The organism is Quadrisphaera sp. KR29 (assembly GCF_052644995.1).
Map to the genome: position 1 here is coordinate 177,948 of NZ_JBQXXG010000002.1, position 14,158 is coordinate 192,105.

13 protein-coding genes and 1 pseudogene are annotated in these 14,158 nt (G+C 78.1%); 9 read left to right on the top strand and 5 right to left on the bottom strand.

Annotation, left to right across the window (positions count from 1 at the left end; translation table 11 throughout):
• Nucleotides 1-184 precede the first annotated feature (184 nt).
• The 6 genes and pseudogenes from ACUN9U_RS02565 (at nucleotide 185) to ACUN9U_RS02590 (ending at nucleotide 6,879) form a co-directional block, all read left to right on the top strand.
• Nucleotides 185-946 carry a redox-sensing transcriptional repressor Rex gene (locus ACUN9U_RS02565; RefSeq protein ID WP_445483350.1) on the top strand — a complete coding sequence of 254 codons (762 nt, stop codon included), beginning with the start codon at nucleotides 185-187 and terminating at the stop codon, nucleotides 944-946.
• Complete coding sequence (locus tag ACUN9U_RS02570; RefSeq protein ID WP_445483351.1) at nucleotides 943-2,400, top strand: glutamyl-tRNA reductase; 1,458 nt, start codon at nucleotides 943-945, stop codon at nucleotides 2,398-2,400. Before ACUN9U_RS02565 ends, ACUN9U_RS02570 begins: the two co-directional genes overlap by 4 nt.
• A pseudogene (gene hemC, locus ACUN9U_RS02575) lies at nucleotides 2,397-3,305 on the top strand (hydroxymethylbilane synthase); the annotation flags it as partial. The gene ACUN9U_RS02570 and the pseudogene hemC, both read left to right, overlap by 4 nt.
• A 197-nt stretch (nucleotides 3,306-3,502) precedes the next feature.
• Nucleotides 3,503-5,281: a bifunctional uroporphyrinogen-III C-methyltransferase/uroporphyrinogen-III synthase gene (locus tag ACUN9U_RS02580; protein WP_445483352.1), complete on the top strand. Its 1,779-nt coding sequence runs from the start codon at nucleotides 3,503-3,505 to the stop codon at nucleotides 5,279-5,281.
• Between the two features lie 10 nt (nucleotides 5,282-5,291).
• Nucleotides 5,292-6,272 (top strand): porphobilinogen synthase, encoded by a 981-nt coding sequence (gene hemB / locus ACUN9U_RS02585; RefSeq protein ID WP_445483353.1) that lies wholly within the window; start codon nucleotides 5,292-5,294, stop codon nucleotides 6,270-6,272.
• A 139-nt stretch (nucleotides 6,273-6,411) separates the two neighbouring features.
• Nucleotides 6,412-6,879, top strand: a complete 468-nt coding sequence (locus ACUN9U_RS02590; protein WP_445483502.1) for an Hsp20/alpha crystallin family protein — start codon at nucleotides 6,412-6,414, stop codon at nucleotides 6,877-6,879.
• A 50-nt stretch (nucleotides 6,880-6,929) separates the two neighbouring features.
• On the opposite strand, the gene ACUN9U_RS02595 is transcribed toward ACUN9U_RS02590, so the two are convergent.
• Together ACUN9U_RS02595 and ACUN9U_RS02600 are read right to left on the bottom strand one after the other, a co-directional pair.
• A complete protein-coding gene (locus tag ACUN9U_RS02595; RefSeq protein WP_445483354.1) occupies nucleotides 6,930-7,742 on the bottom strand; it encodes a M15 family metallopeptidase in 813 nt (270 codons plus the stop codon).
• Nucleotides 7,743-7,855: 113 nt separating this feature from the next.
• The gene (locus tag ACUN9U_RS02600) at nucleotides 7,856-8,554 is read right to left on the bottom strand and encodes a TetR/AcrR family transcriptional regulator (protein WP_445483355.1); all 699 of its coding nucleotides are present in this window, start codon (nucleotides 8,552-8,554) and stop codon (nucleotides 7,856-7,858) included.
• A gap of 130 nt (nucleotides 8,555-8,684) precedes the next feature.
• Here ACUN9U_RS02600 and ACUN9U_RS02605 point away from each other — a divergent pair, with 130 nt between their 5' ends.
• Nucleotides 8,685-9,140 (top strand): nitroreductase family deazaflavin-dependent oxidoreductase, encoded by a 456-nt coding sequence (locus ACUN9U_RS02605; RefSeq protein WP_445483503.1) that lies wholly within the window; start codon nucleotides 8,685-8,687, stop codon nucleotides 9,138-9,140.
• A 168-nt stretch (nucleotides 9,141-9,308) separates the two neighbouring features.
• Here the strand turns inward: ACUN9U_RS02605 and ACUN9U_RS02610 are convergent, their stop codons facing one another.
• Nucleotides 9,309-9,860: a YceI family protein gene (locus ACUN9U_RS02610; protein WP_445483356.1), complete on the bottom strand. Its 552-nt coding sequence runs from the start codon at nucleotides 9,858-9,860 to the stop codon at nucleotides 9,309-9,311.
• A gap of 20 nt (nucleotides 9,861-9,880) precedes the next feature.
• On the opposite strand from ACUN9U_RS02610, the gene ACUN9U_RS02615 reads away from it, so the two are divergent.
• Nucleotides 9,881-10,501 (top strand): MarR family winged helix-turn-helix transcriptional regulator, encoded by a 621-nt coding sequence (locus ACUN9U_RS02615; protein WP_445483357.1) that lies wholly within the window; start codon nucleotides 9,881-9,883, stop codon nucleotides 10,499-10,501.
• Nucleotides 10,502-10,514: 13 nt separating this feature from the next.
• Here ACUN9U_RS02615 and ACUN9U_RS02620 read toward each other — a convergent pair whose 3' ends face one another.
• Entirely contained in the window at nucleotides 10,515-11,642 is a 1,128-nt protein-coding gene (locus ACUN9U_RS02620; protein WP_445483358.1) for a VIT1/CCC1 transporter family protein, read from the bottom strand.
• A 223-nt stretch (nucleotides 11,643-11,865) separates the two neighbouring features.
• The gene (locus ACUN9U_RS02625; protein WP_445483359.1) at nucleotides 11,866-12,609 is read right to left on the bottom strand and encodes a hypothetical protein; all 744 of its coding nucleotides are present in this window, start codon (nucleotides 12,607-12,609) and stop codon (nucleotides 11,866-11,868) included.
• A gap of 53 nt (nucleotides 12,610-12,662) precedes the next feature.
• Here ACUN9U_RS02625 and hemL point away from each other — a divergent pair, with 53 nt between their 5' ends.
• Entirely contained in the window at nucleotides 12,663-14,042 is a 1,380-nt protein-coding gene (hemL, locus tag ACUN9U_RS02630) for a glutamate-1-semialdehyde 2,1-aminomutase (RefSeq protein ID WP_445483360.1), read from the top strand.
• The last annotated feature ends 116 nt before the right edge of the window (nucleotides 14,043-14,158 follow it).

The following is a 14,158-nucleotide window of genomic DNA, read 5'->3' on the forward strand; positions in this document are numbered from 1 at the left end:
GCCGCGGGCGCCCGGGGCGGACCCCTCCCGCGCCCGCGCGCCGGGGCCGCCGTGCGCGGACTTTGTTCTGCCCTTCACAAGTGCCTAGTCTGGGACGCCCGCGCACTCGCGCCGGGCGCACCGGGAGCTCGTGACCGCAGGCCCCCGGTGCCGCCCAGACCGCCAGCAGGAGCACTGCCCCGCCGTGACAGACCCGCACGCCACCCCGCCGCTGCGCGCCCAGCGCGACGGCGCGCGGGGCGTCCCCGACGCCACCGTCGCGAGGCTCCCGGTGTACCTGCGCGTCCTCACCGGCCTGGGCGAGCGCGGCGTGACCACCGTCTCCAGCGAGGAGCTGGCGCTGGCCGCCGGCGTGGGCTCGGCCACGCTGCGCAAGGACCTGTCCCACCTGGGCAGCTACGGCGTGCGCGGCGTCGGCTACGACGTGGCCCACCTCGTCCAGCACGTGGGCCGCTGCCTGGGGCTCGCCGAGGAGTGGCGGGTCGTCATCGTCGGCATCGGCAGCCTGGGCCGGGCGCTGGCCAACTACGGCGGCTTCGCGCCGCTGGGCACGCGGGTCGTCGCGCTGCTCGACAGCGACCCCGCGGTGGTCGGTGAGCGCGTCGCCGGGCTCGAGGTCCTGCCGTCGGCGCGCGCCGCGCAGGTCGTGGGCGAGCTCGGCGTGCGGATCGCCGTCCTGGCGGTGCCCGCGAGCGCGGCGCAGGCCGCCTGCGACGCCGTGGTCTCCGCCGGCATCACCAGCGTCCTGTCGTTCGCCCCGGTGGAGCTCCACGTGCCCGCGGGCGTGGAGCTGCGCAGCGTGGACCTGTCCACCGAGCTGGGCATCCTCGCCTTCCGCGAGCGCCGCCGCGCCGCCGCCGGCGGGACCCCGCTGCCCGGGGCGCGGCCCGCGGCGCTGACCGACCCGGCTCCCGCCGGCTCCAGCAGGGCGGGGGCCACCCGGTGAGCCTGCTGTTCGTGGGGATGTCGCACCGCACCGCCCCGATCTCCCTGCTCGAGCGCGCCGCGCTGGACGCCGACGGCGCCCGCGAGCTGGCGCGCGAGCTGTGCGGCGGCGCGGTGCAGGAGGCCGCGGTGCTGGCCACCTGCAACCGCGTGGAGGTGTACGCGGCGGTCCCCTCCTTCCACCTCGGCGTGCAGGACCTGTCCGCCGCGCTGGCCCAGCGCGCCGGCGTGCCGCTGGCCGAGCTGGCCGAGTCGCTGGTCTTCGCCTACGGGGAGAGGGCCGTGGAGCACCTGTTCTCCGTGGCCGCCGGGCTGGACTCGATGGCCCTGGGGGAGTCCCAGGTGCTGGGCCAGGTGCGCGCCTCGCTGCGCCGCGGCCAGGAGGACGCCACCGTCGGCCGCGTGCTGGACCCCTTGGTCCAGCGCGCGCTGCGGGTGGGCAAGCGCGTCCACAGCGAGACCGGGCTCGACAGGGCCGGCCGCTCCCTGGTGGAGGCGGCGCTGGAGGGCGCCGACGCGGTGGTCGGCCCCCTGGCGGGCGTGCACGCGCTGGTGGTGGGTGCCGGCTCCATGAGCGCCCTGGCCGCCACCACCCTGGCGCGCCTCGGCGTCGGCTCGATCGCCGTGGCCAACCGCACGGCGGAGCGCGCCGAGCGGCTCGCCGCCTCGGTCGGCGGCACCTGGCTGGGGCTGGAGGACGCCGCGGCGCTGCGCGCCGAGCTGGCCCGGGCCGACGTCGTCGTCTCCTGCACCGGCGCCGTCGGCACGGTGCTGGAGGCCGACGAGCTCGCCGCGGCCCGCGCCGGGCGCCGGCGCGCCAGCGGCGGTGGCCCCGCCCCGCAGCTGCTGGTCGACCTGGCCCTCCCGCACGACGTCGACCCGGCCGCCGGGGAGCTGCCCGGCGTGGAGCTGGTGGGGCTCGACGCGCTGCGCCGCCGCCTCGCCGCGGCCCCCGCGCCGGGGGAGGGCGGCGAGGAGGCCCTCTCCGAGGTCGCCGGCAGCGTCAGGTCGGCGCGCGCCGTGGTCGCCGACGAGGTCGCCGGCTACCTCTCCGAGCAGCGCGCGGCCGCCGTGGCGCCCACCGTGGCCGCCCTGCGCTCCCTGGCCCGCGACGTGGTCGAGGGGGAGGTGGTCCGGCTCCGCGGTCGCCTGGGCGCCGACGCCGACCCCCGGGTCGTCGCCGAGGCCGAGCTCGCCGTGCACCGGGTCACCGAGAAGCTGCTCCACACGCCCACCGTGCGCGTCAAGGCCCTGGCCGCCGACGGCGCCGACGGCGCCGGGTACGCCGCGGCCCTGCGCGAGCTGTTCGACCTCGACGGCCCCGCCGCCGGCCTGGGCGGCCTGGGCGCCGGGCCGGTGGCGCCCACCGTCTCCGGCACCGCCGCGACCGGCGGGGGCAGCGTGGCGGAGGTGCTGCGCGCCGTCGCGGCGCCCACCGGGGAGGGCGCCGCGTGAGCGCCGGTGCCGCCCTGCGGCTGGGCACCCGCCGCAGCGCGCTGGCGCGCACCCAGTCCGAGCACGTCGCGGCCGCGCTGCGCGAGCGCACGGGCCGCGCGGTGGAGCTGGTGGAGGTCACCACCGAGGGAGACGTCTCGCGCGCCCCGCTGTCGAGCCTGGGCGGCACCGGCGTCTTCGCCACCGCGCTGCGCGAGGCGCTGCTGGCCGGCCGGGTGGACCTGGCCGTGCACTCCCTCAAGGACCTGCCGACGGCGCCCGCCGCCGGGCTGGTGGTGGCGGCGGTGCCGCCCCGCGAGGACCCCCGCGACGTGCTGGTCGCCTCCGGCGGCCGCCGCCTGGCCGACCTGCCCGCGGGGGCGCGGGTGGGCACGGGCTCGCCGCGCCGCGCCGCCCAGCTGCGCGCGCACCGCCCGGACCTGGAGGTCGTGGACGTGCGGGGCAACGTCGACACCCGGCTGCGCCTGGTGTCCGAGGGCCGGCTCGACGCCGTGGTGCTGGCCCGCGCCGGCCTGCTGCGCCTGGGCCGGGCCGACGAGGCCACCGAGGTGCTCCCCGCCGCCGCCCTGCTGCCGGCTCCCGGCCAGGGCGCGCTGGCGGTGGAGTGCCGCGCCGACGACGCCGCGGTGGCCGCTGCGTGCGCCCTGCTCGACGACCCCGCCAGCCGCGCCGCGACCACGGCCGAGCGCGCGCTGCTGGCCGCCCTGGAGGCGGGCTGCGCCGCACCCGTCGGGGCCCTCGCCGTGCTCGACGACGCCGGCGGCGGGCTGCGGCTGACGGGCCTGGTGACGGCGCTGGACGGCTCGGCCACCGCCGTGCGCACCGGCAGCGGCCCCCTGGAGGGCGCCGAGGAGGTCGGCCGCCGCGTGGCCGCCGACCTGCTGGCCTCGGGCTCGCCGGCGCTGGCGCCGCTGCCCGCGCGCACCGCGCAGGGCCCCCAGGGCCCGCCGACCCCGCAGACCGCTCTGGCCACCGGCCAGGACGCCCCGCCCGACCCCTCCGCCCCCGCCCGCCCCGAGACCCCGCGCCCCAGCGGCGCAGCCCCGCAGCCAGCCTCGAACGCTCACGACACGGCGGCCGAGCCGCCGGAGAGGGTGCACCCGTGACCCCGCCCACCTCCGCCCCGACGCTCCCCGCCGCACCCGCAGCGGCCGACGCCGGCGCCACCGCCGCCCCCAGCACCCCCGGTGCTGCCGGTGCGACCCCCACCCAGAGCGCACCCGCCGCCAGCGGCGGCACGGCGAGCTCGGCCCCCCCGGCGCCCGTGCCGGCCGTCGCCTTCGTCGGGGCGGGCCCCGGCGACCCCGGTCTGCTCACGCTGCGCGCTGCCGAGCTGCTCGCCGCCGCCGACGTGGTCGTCGTCGACCGCGGGGCCGACGCGCAGTCGACCGGCGCCCCCGAGAGCGCTGCCCTCGCCGCGGTGCAGCGGCACTGCGGCGACGGCGTCGAGGTGCTGGAGACCGCCGCCCCCGAGGGCGCCGCCCCGCTCACCGGCGCTGCGCGCGCCAAGCTCTCCCTGGCGGCCGCCCGCTCCGGGCGCGCCGTGGTCCGCCTGTTCAGCGGTGACGCGGCCAGCTCCCCCCAGCTGGCCGACGAGCTGGCCGCCGTGCGCCGCGCCGGGGTGGCCGTGGAGGTGGTCCCGGGCGTGTCCGTGGCCACCGCCGTGCCGCTGTACGCGGGGATCGCGACCAGCACGGCGCGCTCCAGCGACGTGCACGTCCTGGACGCCGCCCTGGGCGAGGCCGCGGTGGACGCGGTGAGCGGGGTGCCCGGCACCGTGGTCGTCACCGGGTCCGCCGACGACGTCGTGGGTGCCGCCAAGGCGCTGCTGGCCTCGGGGCGCAGCGGGTCCGCGGAGATCGTCGTGACCTCGGGCGGCACCACCACGGCGCAGCGCTCGGTCTCCGCGACGCTCTCGACGCTGCCCGACGTCCTGGCCGCCGAGGGCGACCACCTCCCGGAGCCGCTCGTGGCCGTCCTGGGCCCGGGCGTCGCCAAGCGCGACAAGCTCGCGTGGTTCGAGTCCCGGCCGCTGTTCGGGTGGCGCGTGCTGGTCCCGCGCACGCAGGCGCAGTCGTCGGCCACCGTCGAGCGCCTGGCGGCCGTCGGCGCCGTCAGCGAGGTCGTCCCGACCATCGCCGTGGAGCCGCCGCGCAGCCCGCACCAGATGGAGAAGGCCGTCCGCGGCCTGGTCACCGGCCGCTACGAGTGGGTGGGCTTCACCTCCGTCAACGCGGTGCGCGCGGTGAAGGACAAGTTCGCCGAGTACGGCCTGGACGCCCGCGCGTTCTCCGGCCTGAAGGTCGCGGCCGTCGGCGGGGTCACCGCCGCCGAGCTGCGAGCCTGGGGCATCGAGCCCGACCTGGTGCCCGAGGGCGAGCAGTCCGCCGCGGGCCTGCTGGCCGAGTGGCCGCCCTACGACGAGGTGCTCGACCCGATCGACAGGGTCTTCCTGCCCCGGGCCGACATCGCCACCGACACCCTGGTCGAGGGGCTGCAGCAGATCGGCTGGCAGGTCGACGACGTCACCGCCTACCGCACCGTGCGGGCCGCTCCGCCGCCGGCGCCGGTGCGCGACGCCATCAAGACGGGCGCCTTCGACGCGGTGGTCTTCACCTCCTCCTCCACGGTGCGCAACCTCGTCGGCATCGCCGGCAAGCCGCACCCGAGCACCGTGGTGGCCTGCATCGGCCCGGCGACCTGCGCGACGGCCACCGAGCTGGGCCTGCGGGTGGACGTGCAGGCCGAGCACGCCAGCACCGCGTCCCTGGTCGACGCCCTGGCCGCCTACGGCGCGCAGCTGCGCGCCCAGGCGGAGGAGGCCGGCGAGCCCGTGCTGCGCCCGAGCGAGCGCCGCGCCGGCGCCCGCCGGCGCCGGTGATCGGCCGCTGATGCCGTTCCCCGCCGAGCGGCCGCGGCGCCTGCGCGCCACGCCGGCGCTGCGGTCGCTCAGCGCCCAGGAGCGCCTGGCGCCGCAGCGCCTGGTGCTGCCCGTCTTCGTCAAGGAGGGGCTGCGCGAGCCCTCGCCCATGCAGTCGATGCCGGGCGTGGTGCAGCACACGCTGGCCTCCGTCGTGGACGCCGCGCAGGAGGCCGTGGCCGCCGGCGTCGGCGGGGTCATGGTCTTCGGCGTCCCGGCCGTGCGCGACGCGCGCGGCTCGGGCGCCGACGACCCCGAGGGGATCCTCAACACCGCCCTGCGCGCCCTGGACGAGGCGGTCGGGTCCGACTGCGTGGTCATGGCCGACCTGTGCCTGGACGAGTTCACCGACCACGGCCACTGCGGCGTCCTGGACGACGCCGGCCGGGTCGACAACGACGCCACGCTGGAGCGCTACGCCGCGATGGCGCTCGCGCAGGCCGAGGCCGGGGCCTCGCTGCTGGGGCTCAGCGGGATGATGGACGGCCAGACCGGCGTCGTGCGCGCCGCGCTGGACGCCGTCGGGCGCTCCGACGTCGTCCTGCTGGCCTACGCGGCGAAGTACGCCTCGGCGTTCTACGGCCCCTTCCGGGAGGCCGTCGAGTCCACCCTCCAGGGGGACCGGCGCGCCTACCAGATGGACCCCGGCAACCGCCGGGAGGCGCTGCGCGAGGTCCGCCTCGACGTGGCCGAGGGCGCCGACGTCGTCATGGTCAAGCCGGCGCTGCCCTACCTCGACGTGCTCAGCGACGTGGCGGCGGCGGTGGACGTGCCGGTGTGGGCCTACCAGGTCTCGGGGGAGTACGCGATGGTCGAGGCCGCTGCTGCCGCCGGCATGATCGACAGGCAGCGCGCCGTCCTGGAGTCGCTCACGGCGGTCCAGCGCGCCGGCGCCACGGCCACGCTCACGTACTGGGCGACCGAGGTCGCAGACCTGCTCCGCCGGGGCTGACCCGAGGTGAGCCTGGTCGGCTCAACCCGGGTTTCGGCCGGCGCGCCGAGGGGTACTCCACGGGTGGCACCGCACAGGTGCCCGCGGTCCGCAGCGGCGGACCGCGCCACGATCCGGTGAGGAGGATCCCGTGACCGTCATGCAGTTCGACCCCTTCGGCGACCCCTTCCGCCAGCTCGACCGCATGGCCCAGCAGCTGGTCAGCGGCGCCCGCACGCCGATGCGCATGCCGATGGACGTCTGGAAGGACGAGGCCGGCTACCACGTCGAGCTCGACCTGCCGGGGGTCGACCCCAGCAGCGTCGACGTCACCACCGAGCGCGGCGTCATCACCGTGCGCGCCGAGCGCTCCACCCGCGCCGCCGGCTCGCGCGAGGTGCTGATCGCCGAGCGCCCGCACGGCTCGTTCGTGCGCCAGCTGCAGATCGGCGACGGCCTGGACGCGGGCGGCGTCAGCGCCGACTACCGCGACGGCGTGCTGCACCTGCTCGTGCCGGTGGCCCCCTCGGCGCAGCCGCGCCGCATCGAGGTCACCCGCAGCTCCCGCTCCGACCACCACGAGGTGGTCGGGCACGGCGCCGAGCAGCGCGAGGCCGTCGGGTCCTGACGCAGGCCGGCTCGACCGGCCCGGGGCCCCGCTGCGCCGGCCCGTGAGGCTCAGGCGTAGTCGGGGCCCCCGCTGACGCCGAAGAACTCCTCCAGGGTGGCCACCCCGGCTGCGGCCATGGCCGCCACCAGCTCCACCCCCACCCAGCGGAAGTGCCACGGCTCGGGGTTGTAGCCGGTGACGGCCTGGTCGGCCTCGGTGTAGCGCAGCAGCCACCCGTGCTCCCCGGCGTGCTGGGCCAGCCACGCCCCCTCGGCCGTCTCGGCGAAGCGCGGGCTGAGCGTGGCCCGCCCGTCAGCGGAGGAGAAGTCCACGGCGAGGCCCGTCTGGTGCTCGCTGTGCCCGGCGCGCGCGCTGTAGCGGTCCGCGCCCTCCTGCCCGTTGCGGGCCACGGACCGGCGGTGCACCTGGTCCTGGTAGTCGCGGCTGCGGAAGCCGCTCACGAGCGTCAGGGCGAGGCCGTCGGCCCGGCTGTGGGCCAGCAGAGCCTCCAGGTCGGGCGCCGCGGCGGCGCTGACCTCCTCGCCGGCCACCGTGACCAGCTGCGCCGGGGCGTAGTCGGGGGGCACCAGCGGGTGCTGCTTGTTCACCACCACCCACGGGCTCGCCGCGTCGGTGGTGGAGTGGGTGCCGCGGTCGAAGACCGGGGTGGTCGGCGAGGGCGCCGGCGCGGCGGGCGCCGAGGTGGCCGGTGCGGGCACCTCGGCGGCCGCCAGCGCCTCGGTGGCGCCCTGCGGGGCCGCGGCCCGCGGCGCGCGGCCCGAGGTGCCCGAGGACGCGGCGAAGGCCCCGACGACCCAGGCGGCCCCGGCCACCAGGGCGCCGCGACGGGTGACCGAGGAGGGCGAGCGGTGCCGGCTCACGGGCGGACCCCCTCCAGGGCGTGCGACGGGGCCCGGTGGTCGGGCTGCCCGCTCGAGGGTAGGGGAGGAGGACGACGCCCGTCGTCCTCCTCCGTCGAGGTCGCGGGCGCCGGTCACAGGCCGACGTCGTCGGCGAGGGCCTCGATCACGGCCTCGGCGAGGGCGTCAGCCGGGTCGAAGGTGTTCGCGAGCTGGCCGAACAGCTCGCTGCTCACCAGGCCCAGCAGCGCCGTCCACGCGCGGGTGCCCGCCACCACCGCCCGGGGGGTCGCACCGGCGGCGGGCCCGTCCGCCGCGGCCGCCAGCACGCGGGCGGCCTGCTCGGCCAGGACCGCGGGCAGGGCGGGGGCAGCGGGGGCCTCCGGGGCCGCGCCGGCGTCGGCGAGGACGGCCAGCAGGGCCAGGGGGGCGCGCGAGCCCGCGGCGGTCGTCCGGTCGTCCCCGCTGTACCCGGGGACGGGGGAGCCGTGCACCAGCGCGTACTCGTGCGGGTGCTCCACCGCCCAGGCGCGCAGGGCCGCGCAGCCGGCCGTGAAGCGCTGGCGGGGCGTGCGCCCCCGCCCGGGGGCGGTCGCGGACTCCACCGCGGCCCCGCAGCTGTCGTAGGCCTCGACGATGAGCGCCGTGAGCAGCTCGTCCCGCGTGGCGAAGTAGCGGTAGACCGCCGAGGAGGCCATGCCCAGCTCGCGCGCGACCGCGCGCACCGACAGCGCCGCGGCCCCCACGTCAGCCAGCTGCCGGCGCGCGGCCGCGAGGATCTCCGTGGTCAGCTCGCGGCGGGCGCGTTCGCGGGCGGTCAGTGCGGCGGTCACGCGGCTGATCCTGGCACGCCCCAGATCGCTGCTCCCTATCGAGAGCACCGCTCTTGCGCCGCGGGGGCGCCCGTGGGAGCCTCGTGCCATGACGCGATCAGTGCTCTCGAAGAAGTCCGGTGCTCTCGCGATGACGGGTGCGGTGCGCTACCTCGCGCCCGGCTGGGCCACGCAGCACCTGTTCAACCCGCTGGTCGCGCTCTCCACGCGCTGGGGCCTGCCGCTGGCGGGGTCGCGGGTGCTTGCGGTGCGCGGCCGCACCAGCGGTGAGTGGCGCACGACGCCCGTCAACCCCCTCGTCGTCGCCGGGGAGCGCTACCTCGTGGCGCCGCGCGGGCACACCCAGTGGGTGCGCAACCTTCGGGCTGCCGGCGGGGGCGAGTTGAGGGCCGGGCGCCGCACGGAGGTGTTCGCCGCCGTCGAGCTCAGGGACGCCGAGAAGCTGCCCGTCCTGCGCGAGTACCTGCGCCGGTGGGCCTGGGAGGTGGGCGCCTTCTTCGACGGCGTCGGCGCCGACGCCTCCGACGCCGAGCTGCTCGCCGCCGCCCCGGGGCACCCCGTCTTCGTCATCACCCCCCTCCGCTGACCGCCCCTCCCCGCAGCCGAGCGCTCGGCTGCGGTTCCCGGGCCCCTCGGAACCGCGTGCAGGCGCTCGGCTGCGGTGCTGGCGGGGGCGACCACGCAGAAGACCCGCACCCGGAGCGTCCCGGTGCGGGTCTTCTGCGTGGTCACCGGCCTGCCGGCCGGGTGGGGCTCAGGCCTGCTTGATGGCCGAGACGTCCAGCGTGATCTTGATCTTCTCGCTGACGAGCACGCCGCCGGTCTCCAGGGCCGCGTTCCACGTCAGGCCGAAGTCCTTGCGGTTGATCTCGGTCTCGGCGGAGAAGCCGGCGCGGGAGTTGCCGAAGGGGTCGGTGGCCACGCCCTCGGCGGTGACCTCGAGCTGCACCGGCTTGGTGACGCCGTGCAGGGTCAGGTCGCCGTCGACGAGGAAGCCCTCGTCGGTGACCTGCACGCCGGTGGAGCGGTAGGTCATGGTGGGGAACTGCTCGACGTCGAAGAAGTCGGCGCTCTTGAGGTGGCCGTCGCGGTCCGCGGAGCGGGTGTCGACGCTGGCGACCTGCACGGTGGCCTCGACGGCGATCAGGGAGGCGTCCTCGGCCAGCACCACGGTGCCGGCGACGTCGGAGAAGCGGCCCCGCACCTTGGTGACCATCGCGTGGCGGGCGGTGAAGCCCACCTCGGTGTGCGAGGGGTCGACGGTGTAGGTGCCGGCGACGAGTCCAGCGGGCAGGGTGGCGGTCATGGGGTCCTCCTGGAGGGGCGGTGTGCGGTGCCGGTGGCGCGGGGGTGCGCTGCACCTCCACTGTGCCCCATAATGGTTCAACGTTCAACTTCATTCCCGCCACGGAGGTGGCCCACGTGGACGACACCGCTGCACCGACCGACGCGCGCCCTGACGGAGGCGCCGCTGGCGGGCCGTCGTCGGGGGCCGGCCGCACGCGGTGGCTCGACGCCGAGGAGCAGCGCACCTGGCGCCTCTACCTCGAGGCCACCCAGCTGCTCGCCCGGAGGCTGGGCCAGGAGATCGACGACTCCGAGCACGACCTGTCCATGCCCGAGTACGAGCTGCTCGTGAGGCTCTCGGAGTCCCCCGAGCGCTCGCTGCGCATGTCCGACCTGGCCGACGACCTGGTGCACTCGCGCAGCCGGCTCACCCACGCCATCACCCGCCTGGAGCAGCGCGGCCTGGTCGAGCGCCGCGCGTGCCCGGAGGACCGGCGCGGGGTGCTCGCCGCCATGACCCCGGCCGGCTTCCGCGCCCTGGAGGCCGCCGCCCCCCTGCACGTCACCGGCGTGCGGCAGCACCTCTTCGACCTGCTGACCCCCGAGGACGTCGCCGCGCTGGGCCGCATCTGCGGGAAGGTCGCCGAGCACCTGCGCTGAGCGGGCGGGGCGCTCAGCCGAGGGTGGTGCCGAACGCCAGGCCCAGCGCGTAGGTCACCGCCGCCGCGCCCAGGCCGATCGCCAGCTGGCGCAGCCCCCGCGGCAGCAGCGGTCCGCCGCTGAGCACGCCAACCACGGCCCCGGTGGACAGCAGCGCCAGCGACACCAGCACCAGCGCGGTGAGCAGGGCCGCCCAGCCCTCCAGCCCCAGCAGGAAGGGCAGCACCGGCACCAGCGCCCCGCTGGCGAAGAAGGCGAACGAGGAGCCTGCGGCGGCCCAGGCGCTGCCGACGACGTCGTCGCCGTCCTCCGGCGCGGGCACCCCCAGGCCGGGCGAGGGCGACAGCGGCCGGGCGTGGGCGCCCCGGCCCGGCCCGCCCTGCAGCGCCGCGAGCTGCGCGGCCGCGTGGACCTCGGCCTCGGCCTCGCCCATGCCCCGGGCCCGGTAGACCAGCGCCAGCTCGTTGGCGTCGACGTCGAGGGCCCGCACCACCGAGGCGGCGTGCGGCGCGGGCGCGGAGGCGGCGATCAGCTCGCGCTGGGAGCGCACCGAGACGTACTCCCCGGCCGCCATCGACAGCGCCCCCGCCAGCAGCCCCGACACGCCCGTCAGCAGGATCGCCCGGGTGCTCGTGCCGGCGCCCGCCACGCCCAGGACGAGGGCGAGGTTGGAGACCAGGCCGTCGTTGGCGCCGAACACCGCCGCGCGGAAGGTGCCCGAGACCCGCGCGCGCCCGCGCGCGGCCAGCCCCCGCACCACCTCGCCGTGCACCTGCTCGTCGGCGGCCATCGCCGCGGTGGCGTGCGGCTCGCGGTCGTAGCTGGAGCGCCCCTCCGCCTGCTGCGCCAGGGCCAGCACGAAGACCGACCCGAAGCGCTGGGCGAGCAGCGCCAGCAGGCGCAGCCCGGTGCTCGGGCGCCCCGGGCGCGGCGGGGCGCCCGTGGCCGCCTCGATCAGCGCCGCCCAGTGCGCCGCGTGCCGGCCCTCCGCCTCGGCCAGCGCGAGCAGGACCTCGCGCTCCTCGCCGGCGCGGCGCTGCGCCAGGCGCCGGTAGACCGTGGCCTCGTACTGCTCGTCGGCCAGCAGGCGGCGCCACCGCCGCACGTCGCGCGAGGGGGTCGGGGCGGAGGGGGCCGGCACGCGCTCATGATGGCCGCGCCACCTCGCCCGTGCGCGGCTGACCCGCGGCCCGCGCGGGGCCCGGCTGGCCGCCGTCGGCGTGCTTCCCGAGACGGCCCTGGCCCTCGGCTGCCGAGGGGGTCCGACGGTGAGGGCCACCTCCGGAAGGTCCCCGACGGGGTCCGGGCGCACCGGCTGCCGGTGTGGCGCGGGTGGGCACCGCCTGGCCGGCCGAGCCCGCCGATCACTGGCCGGGGTCGAGCACCAGGAAGGCGCCGGTGGCGGCGTACCAGGCGGCGTCGAGCAGCAGGCCGGCCCCGACCAGCGCCAGCGCCGCGGTCACGAGGTGGCGCACGAGCGTGCGCGCCCGCGACCACAAGCGCGCGAACAGCGCCGCCGCCCGCTCGTGCCCACCGCGGGCCACGGCCACCAGGAGGAGCGCCAGCGGCGCCTGGCTGACCACCGACCAGGCGCCGTGCGCCGCCAGCACGCCGGCCAGCGGCTCACCGCGCCCGGCCAGCACCACCAGGGCGACGAAGGAGGGGTCCAGCACGGCCCCCGCGGTGAAGACGACCGCGGCGCCGACCATCCCGGCGCCGCTGGCCAGCCGCGCGCCCCCGCGCCGGCTCGCCTCCGCGGCGGCCTCCTCGCGCGCCGGGTCCGCCCGGCGGCGCAGCCGCGCCACCGCCCACCCCAGGGCCAGCAGACCCGCCAGCGCCTCCAGCGCCGCGGTGACCGGGCCCCCCGGCAGCGAGCCGGTCCAGTCGACCCCGGCCAGCGAGGCGCCGGCGGTCAGCGAGAGCACCGTGCCGAGCGCTGCCGTCAGCACCAGCACGGAGGCGCCGAAGAGCACCACGGCGCGGGGACGGGCCCCCGCGGCGAGCGCGGCCGCGGCGAGCAGCGCGCCGGTCGGGTCGAGGCCCGCGACGCCGAGGCCGAGCGACGCCAGCAGCAGGCCGCCCAGCCCGTCGAGCGCGCCGTCGGTCACACCCGCACGCTAGGCCCGCTCGCGTCGTCACCGGGCGCGGGGAGGATGGACGGGTGACCGCAGCGCGCCCGACCGACAGCCAGACCGGCACCACGCCCGCCCCTGCCTCCCAGGCCCTGTTCGAGCGCGCCAGCGCCGTGCTGCCCGGCGGGGTCAACTCCCCGGTGCGCGCCTTCCGCGCCGTCGGCGGCACGCCCCGCTTCACCGCCTCGGCCTCGGGCCCGTGGCTCACCGACGCCGACGGGGTGCGCCGGGTGGACCTCATCGGCTCGTGGGGCCCGATGATCCTCGGGCACGGGCACCCCGCCGTCCGCGAGGCCGTCGTGGCCGCCGCGGAGAAGGGCTTCAGCTACGGCACCCCCAGCGAGGGCGAGGTGCTGCTGGCCGAGGAGCTGGTCTCCCGCGTCGAGCCCCTGGAGCAGGTGCGCCTGGTCAGCTCCGGCACCGAGGCGACGATGAGCGCCATCCGCCTGGCCCGCGGCTTCACCGGGCGGCCCGTGGTGGTGAAGTTCGCCGGCTGCTACCACGGCCACGTGGACGCGCTGCTGGCCTCCGCGGGGTCCGGGCTGGCCACCTTCGCGCTGCCCGACACCCCCGGCGTCACCCCCGAGAGCGCCGCGGAGACCCTCGTGCTGCCCTTCAACGACGTCCCCGCCCTGGAGCGCGCCTTCGCCGCCCACGGCGACCGGATCGCCTGCGTCATCACCGAGGCCGCCGCCGGCAACATGGGCGTCGTGCCGCCCGCCCCGGGCTGGACGGCCGCGCTGCTGCGCGAGACCCGCCGCGCGGGCGCCCTGCTCATCAGCGACGAGGTGATGAGCGGCTTCCGGCTCTCGCGCGCCGGCTGGTTCGGCCTGGAGGGGCGGCAGGGCGTCGACCTCGGTGACGGCGCGGGGGAGCAGGCCCTGGCACCGGACCTGTTCACCTTCGGCAAGGTCATGGGCGGCGGCTTCCCCGTGGCGGCCTTCGGCGGCCGCGCCGACGTCATGGCCCACCTGGCCCCCGCCGGCCCCGTCTACCAGGCCGGCACGCTGTCGGGGAACCCCGTCGCCTCCGCCGCCGGGCTGGCCACCCTGCAGCACTGCACGCCCGAGGTCTACGCCCGCGTCGACGCCGTGGCCGCCACCATCCGCGAGGCCGCCTCCGCCGCGCTGGCCGCCGAGGGCGTGCCCCACACCCTGGGCGTGGCGGGCAGCATGTTCAGCGTCTTCTTCACCGACGTCCGCGTCGTGGACTACGACACCGCCCGCACCCAGGACACCGGCGCGTTCGCCGCCTTCTTCCACGCGATGCTCGACGCCGGGGTGCACCTGCCGCCGTCCTGCTACGAGTCCTGGTTCTGCTCGGCCTCCCACGACGACGACGCGGTCGGCGTCGTCCTGGACGCGCTGCCGGGCGCCGCCCGGGCTGCGGCGGCGGCCCAGCGGGGGTAGGCAGGACCCCCGGGCGGGCGGTGCCGTTCACCCGGACGGCTCAAGGAGAGGGCCCTCGCGACCGATCACTGCGGTGCGCCGGTGCGGCGCAACACCGTGGTAACGCGAGACGTGCA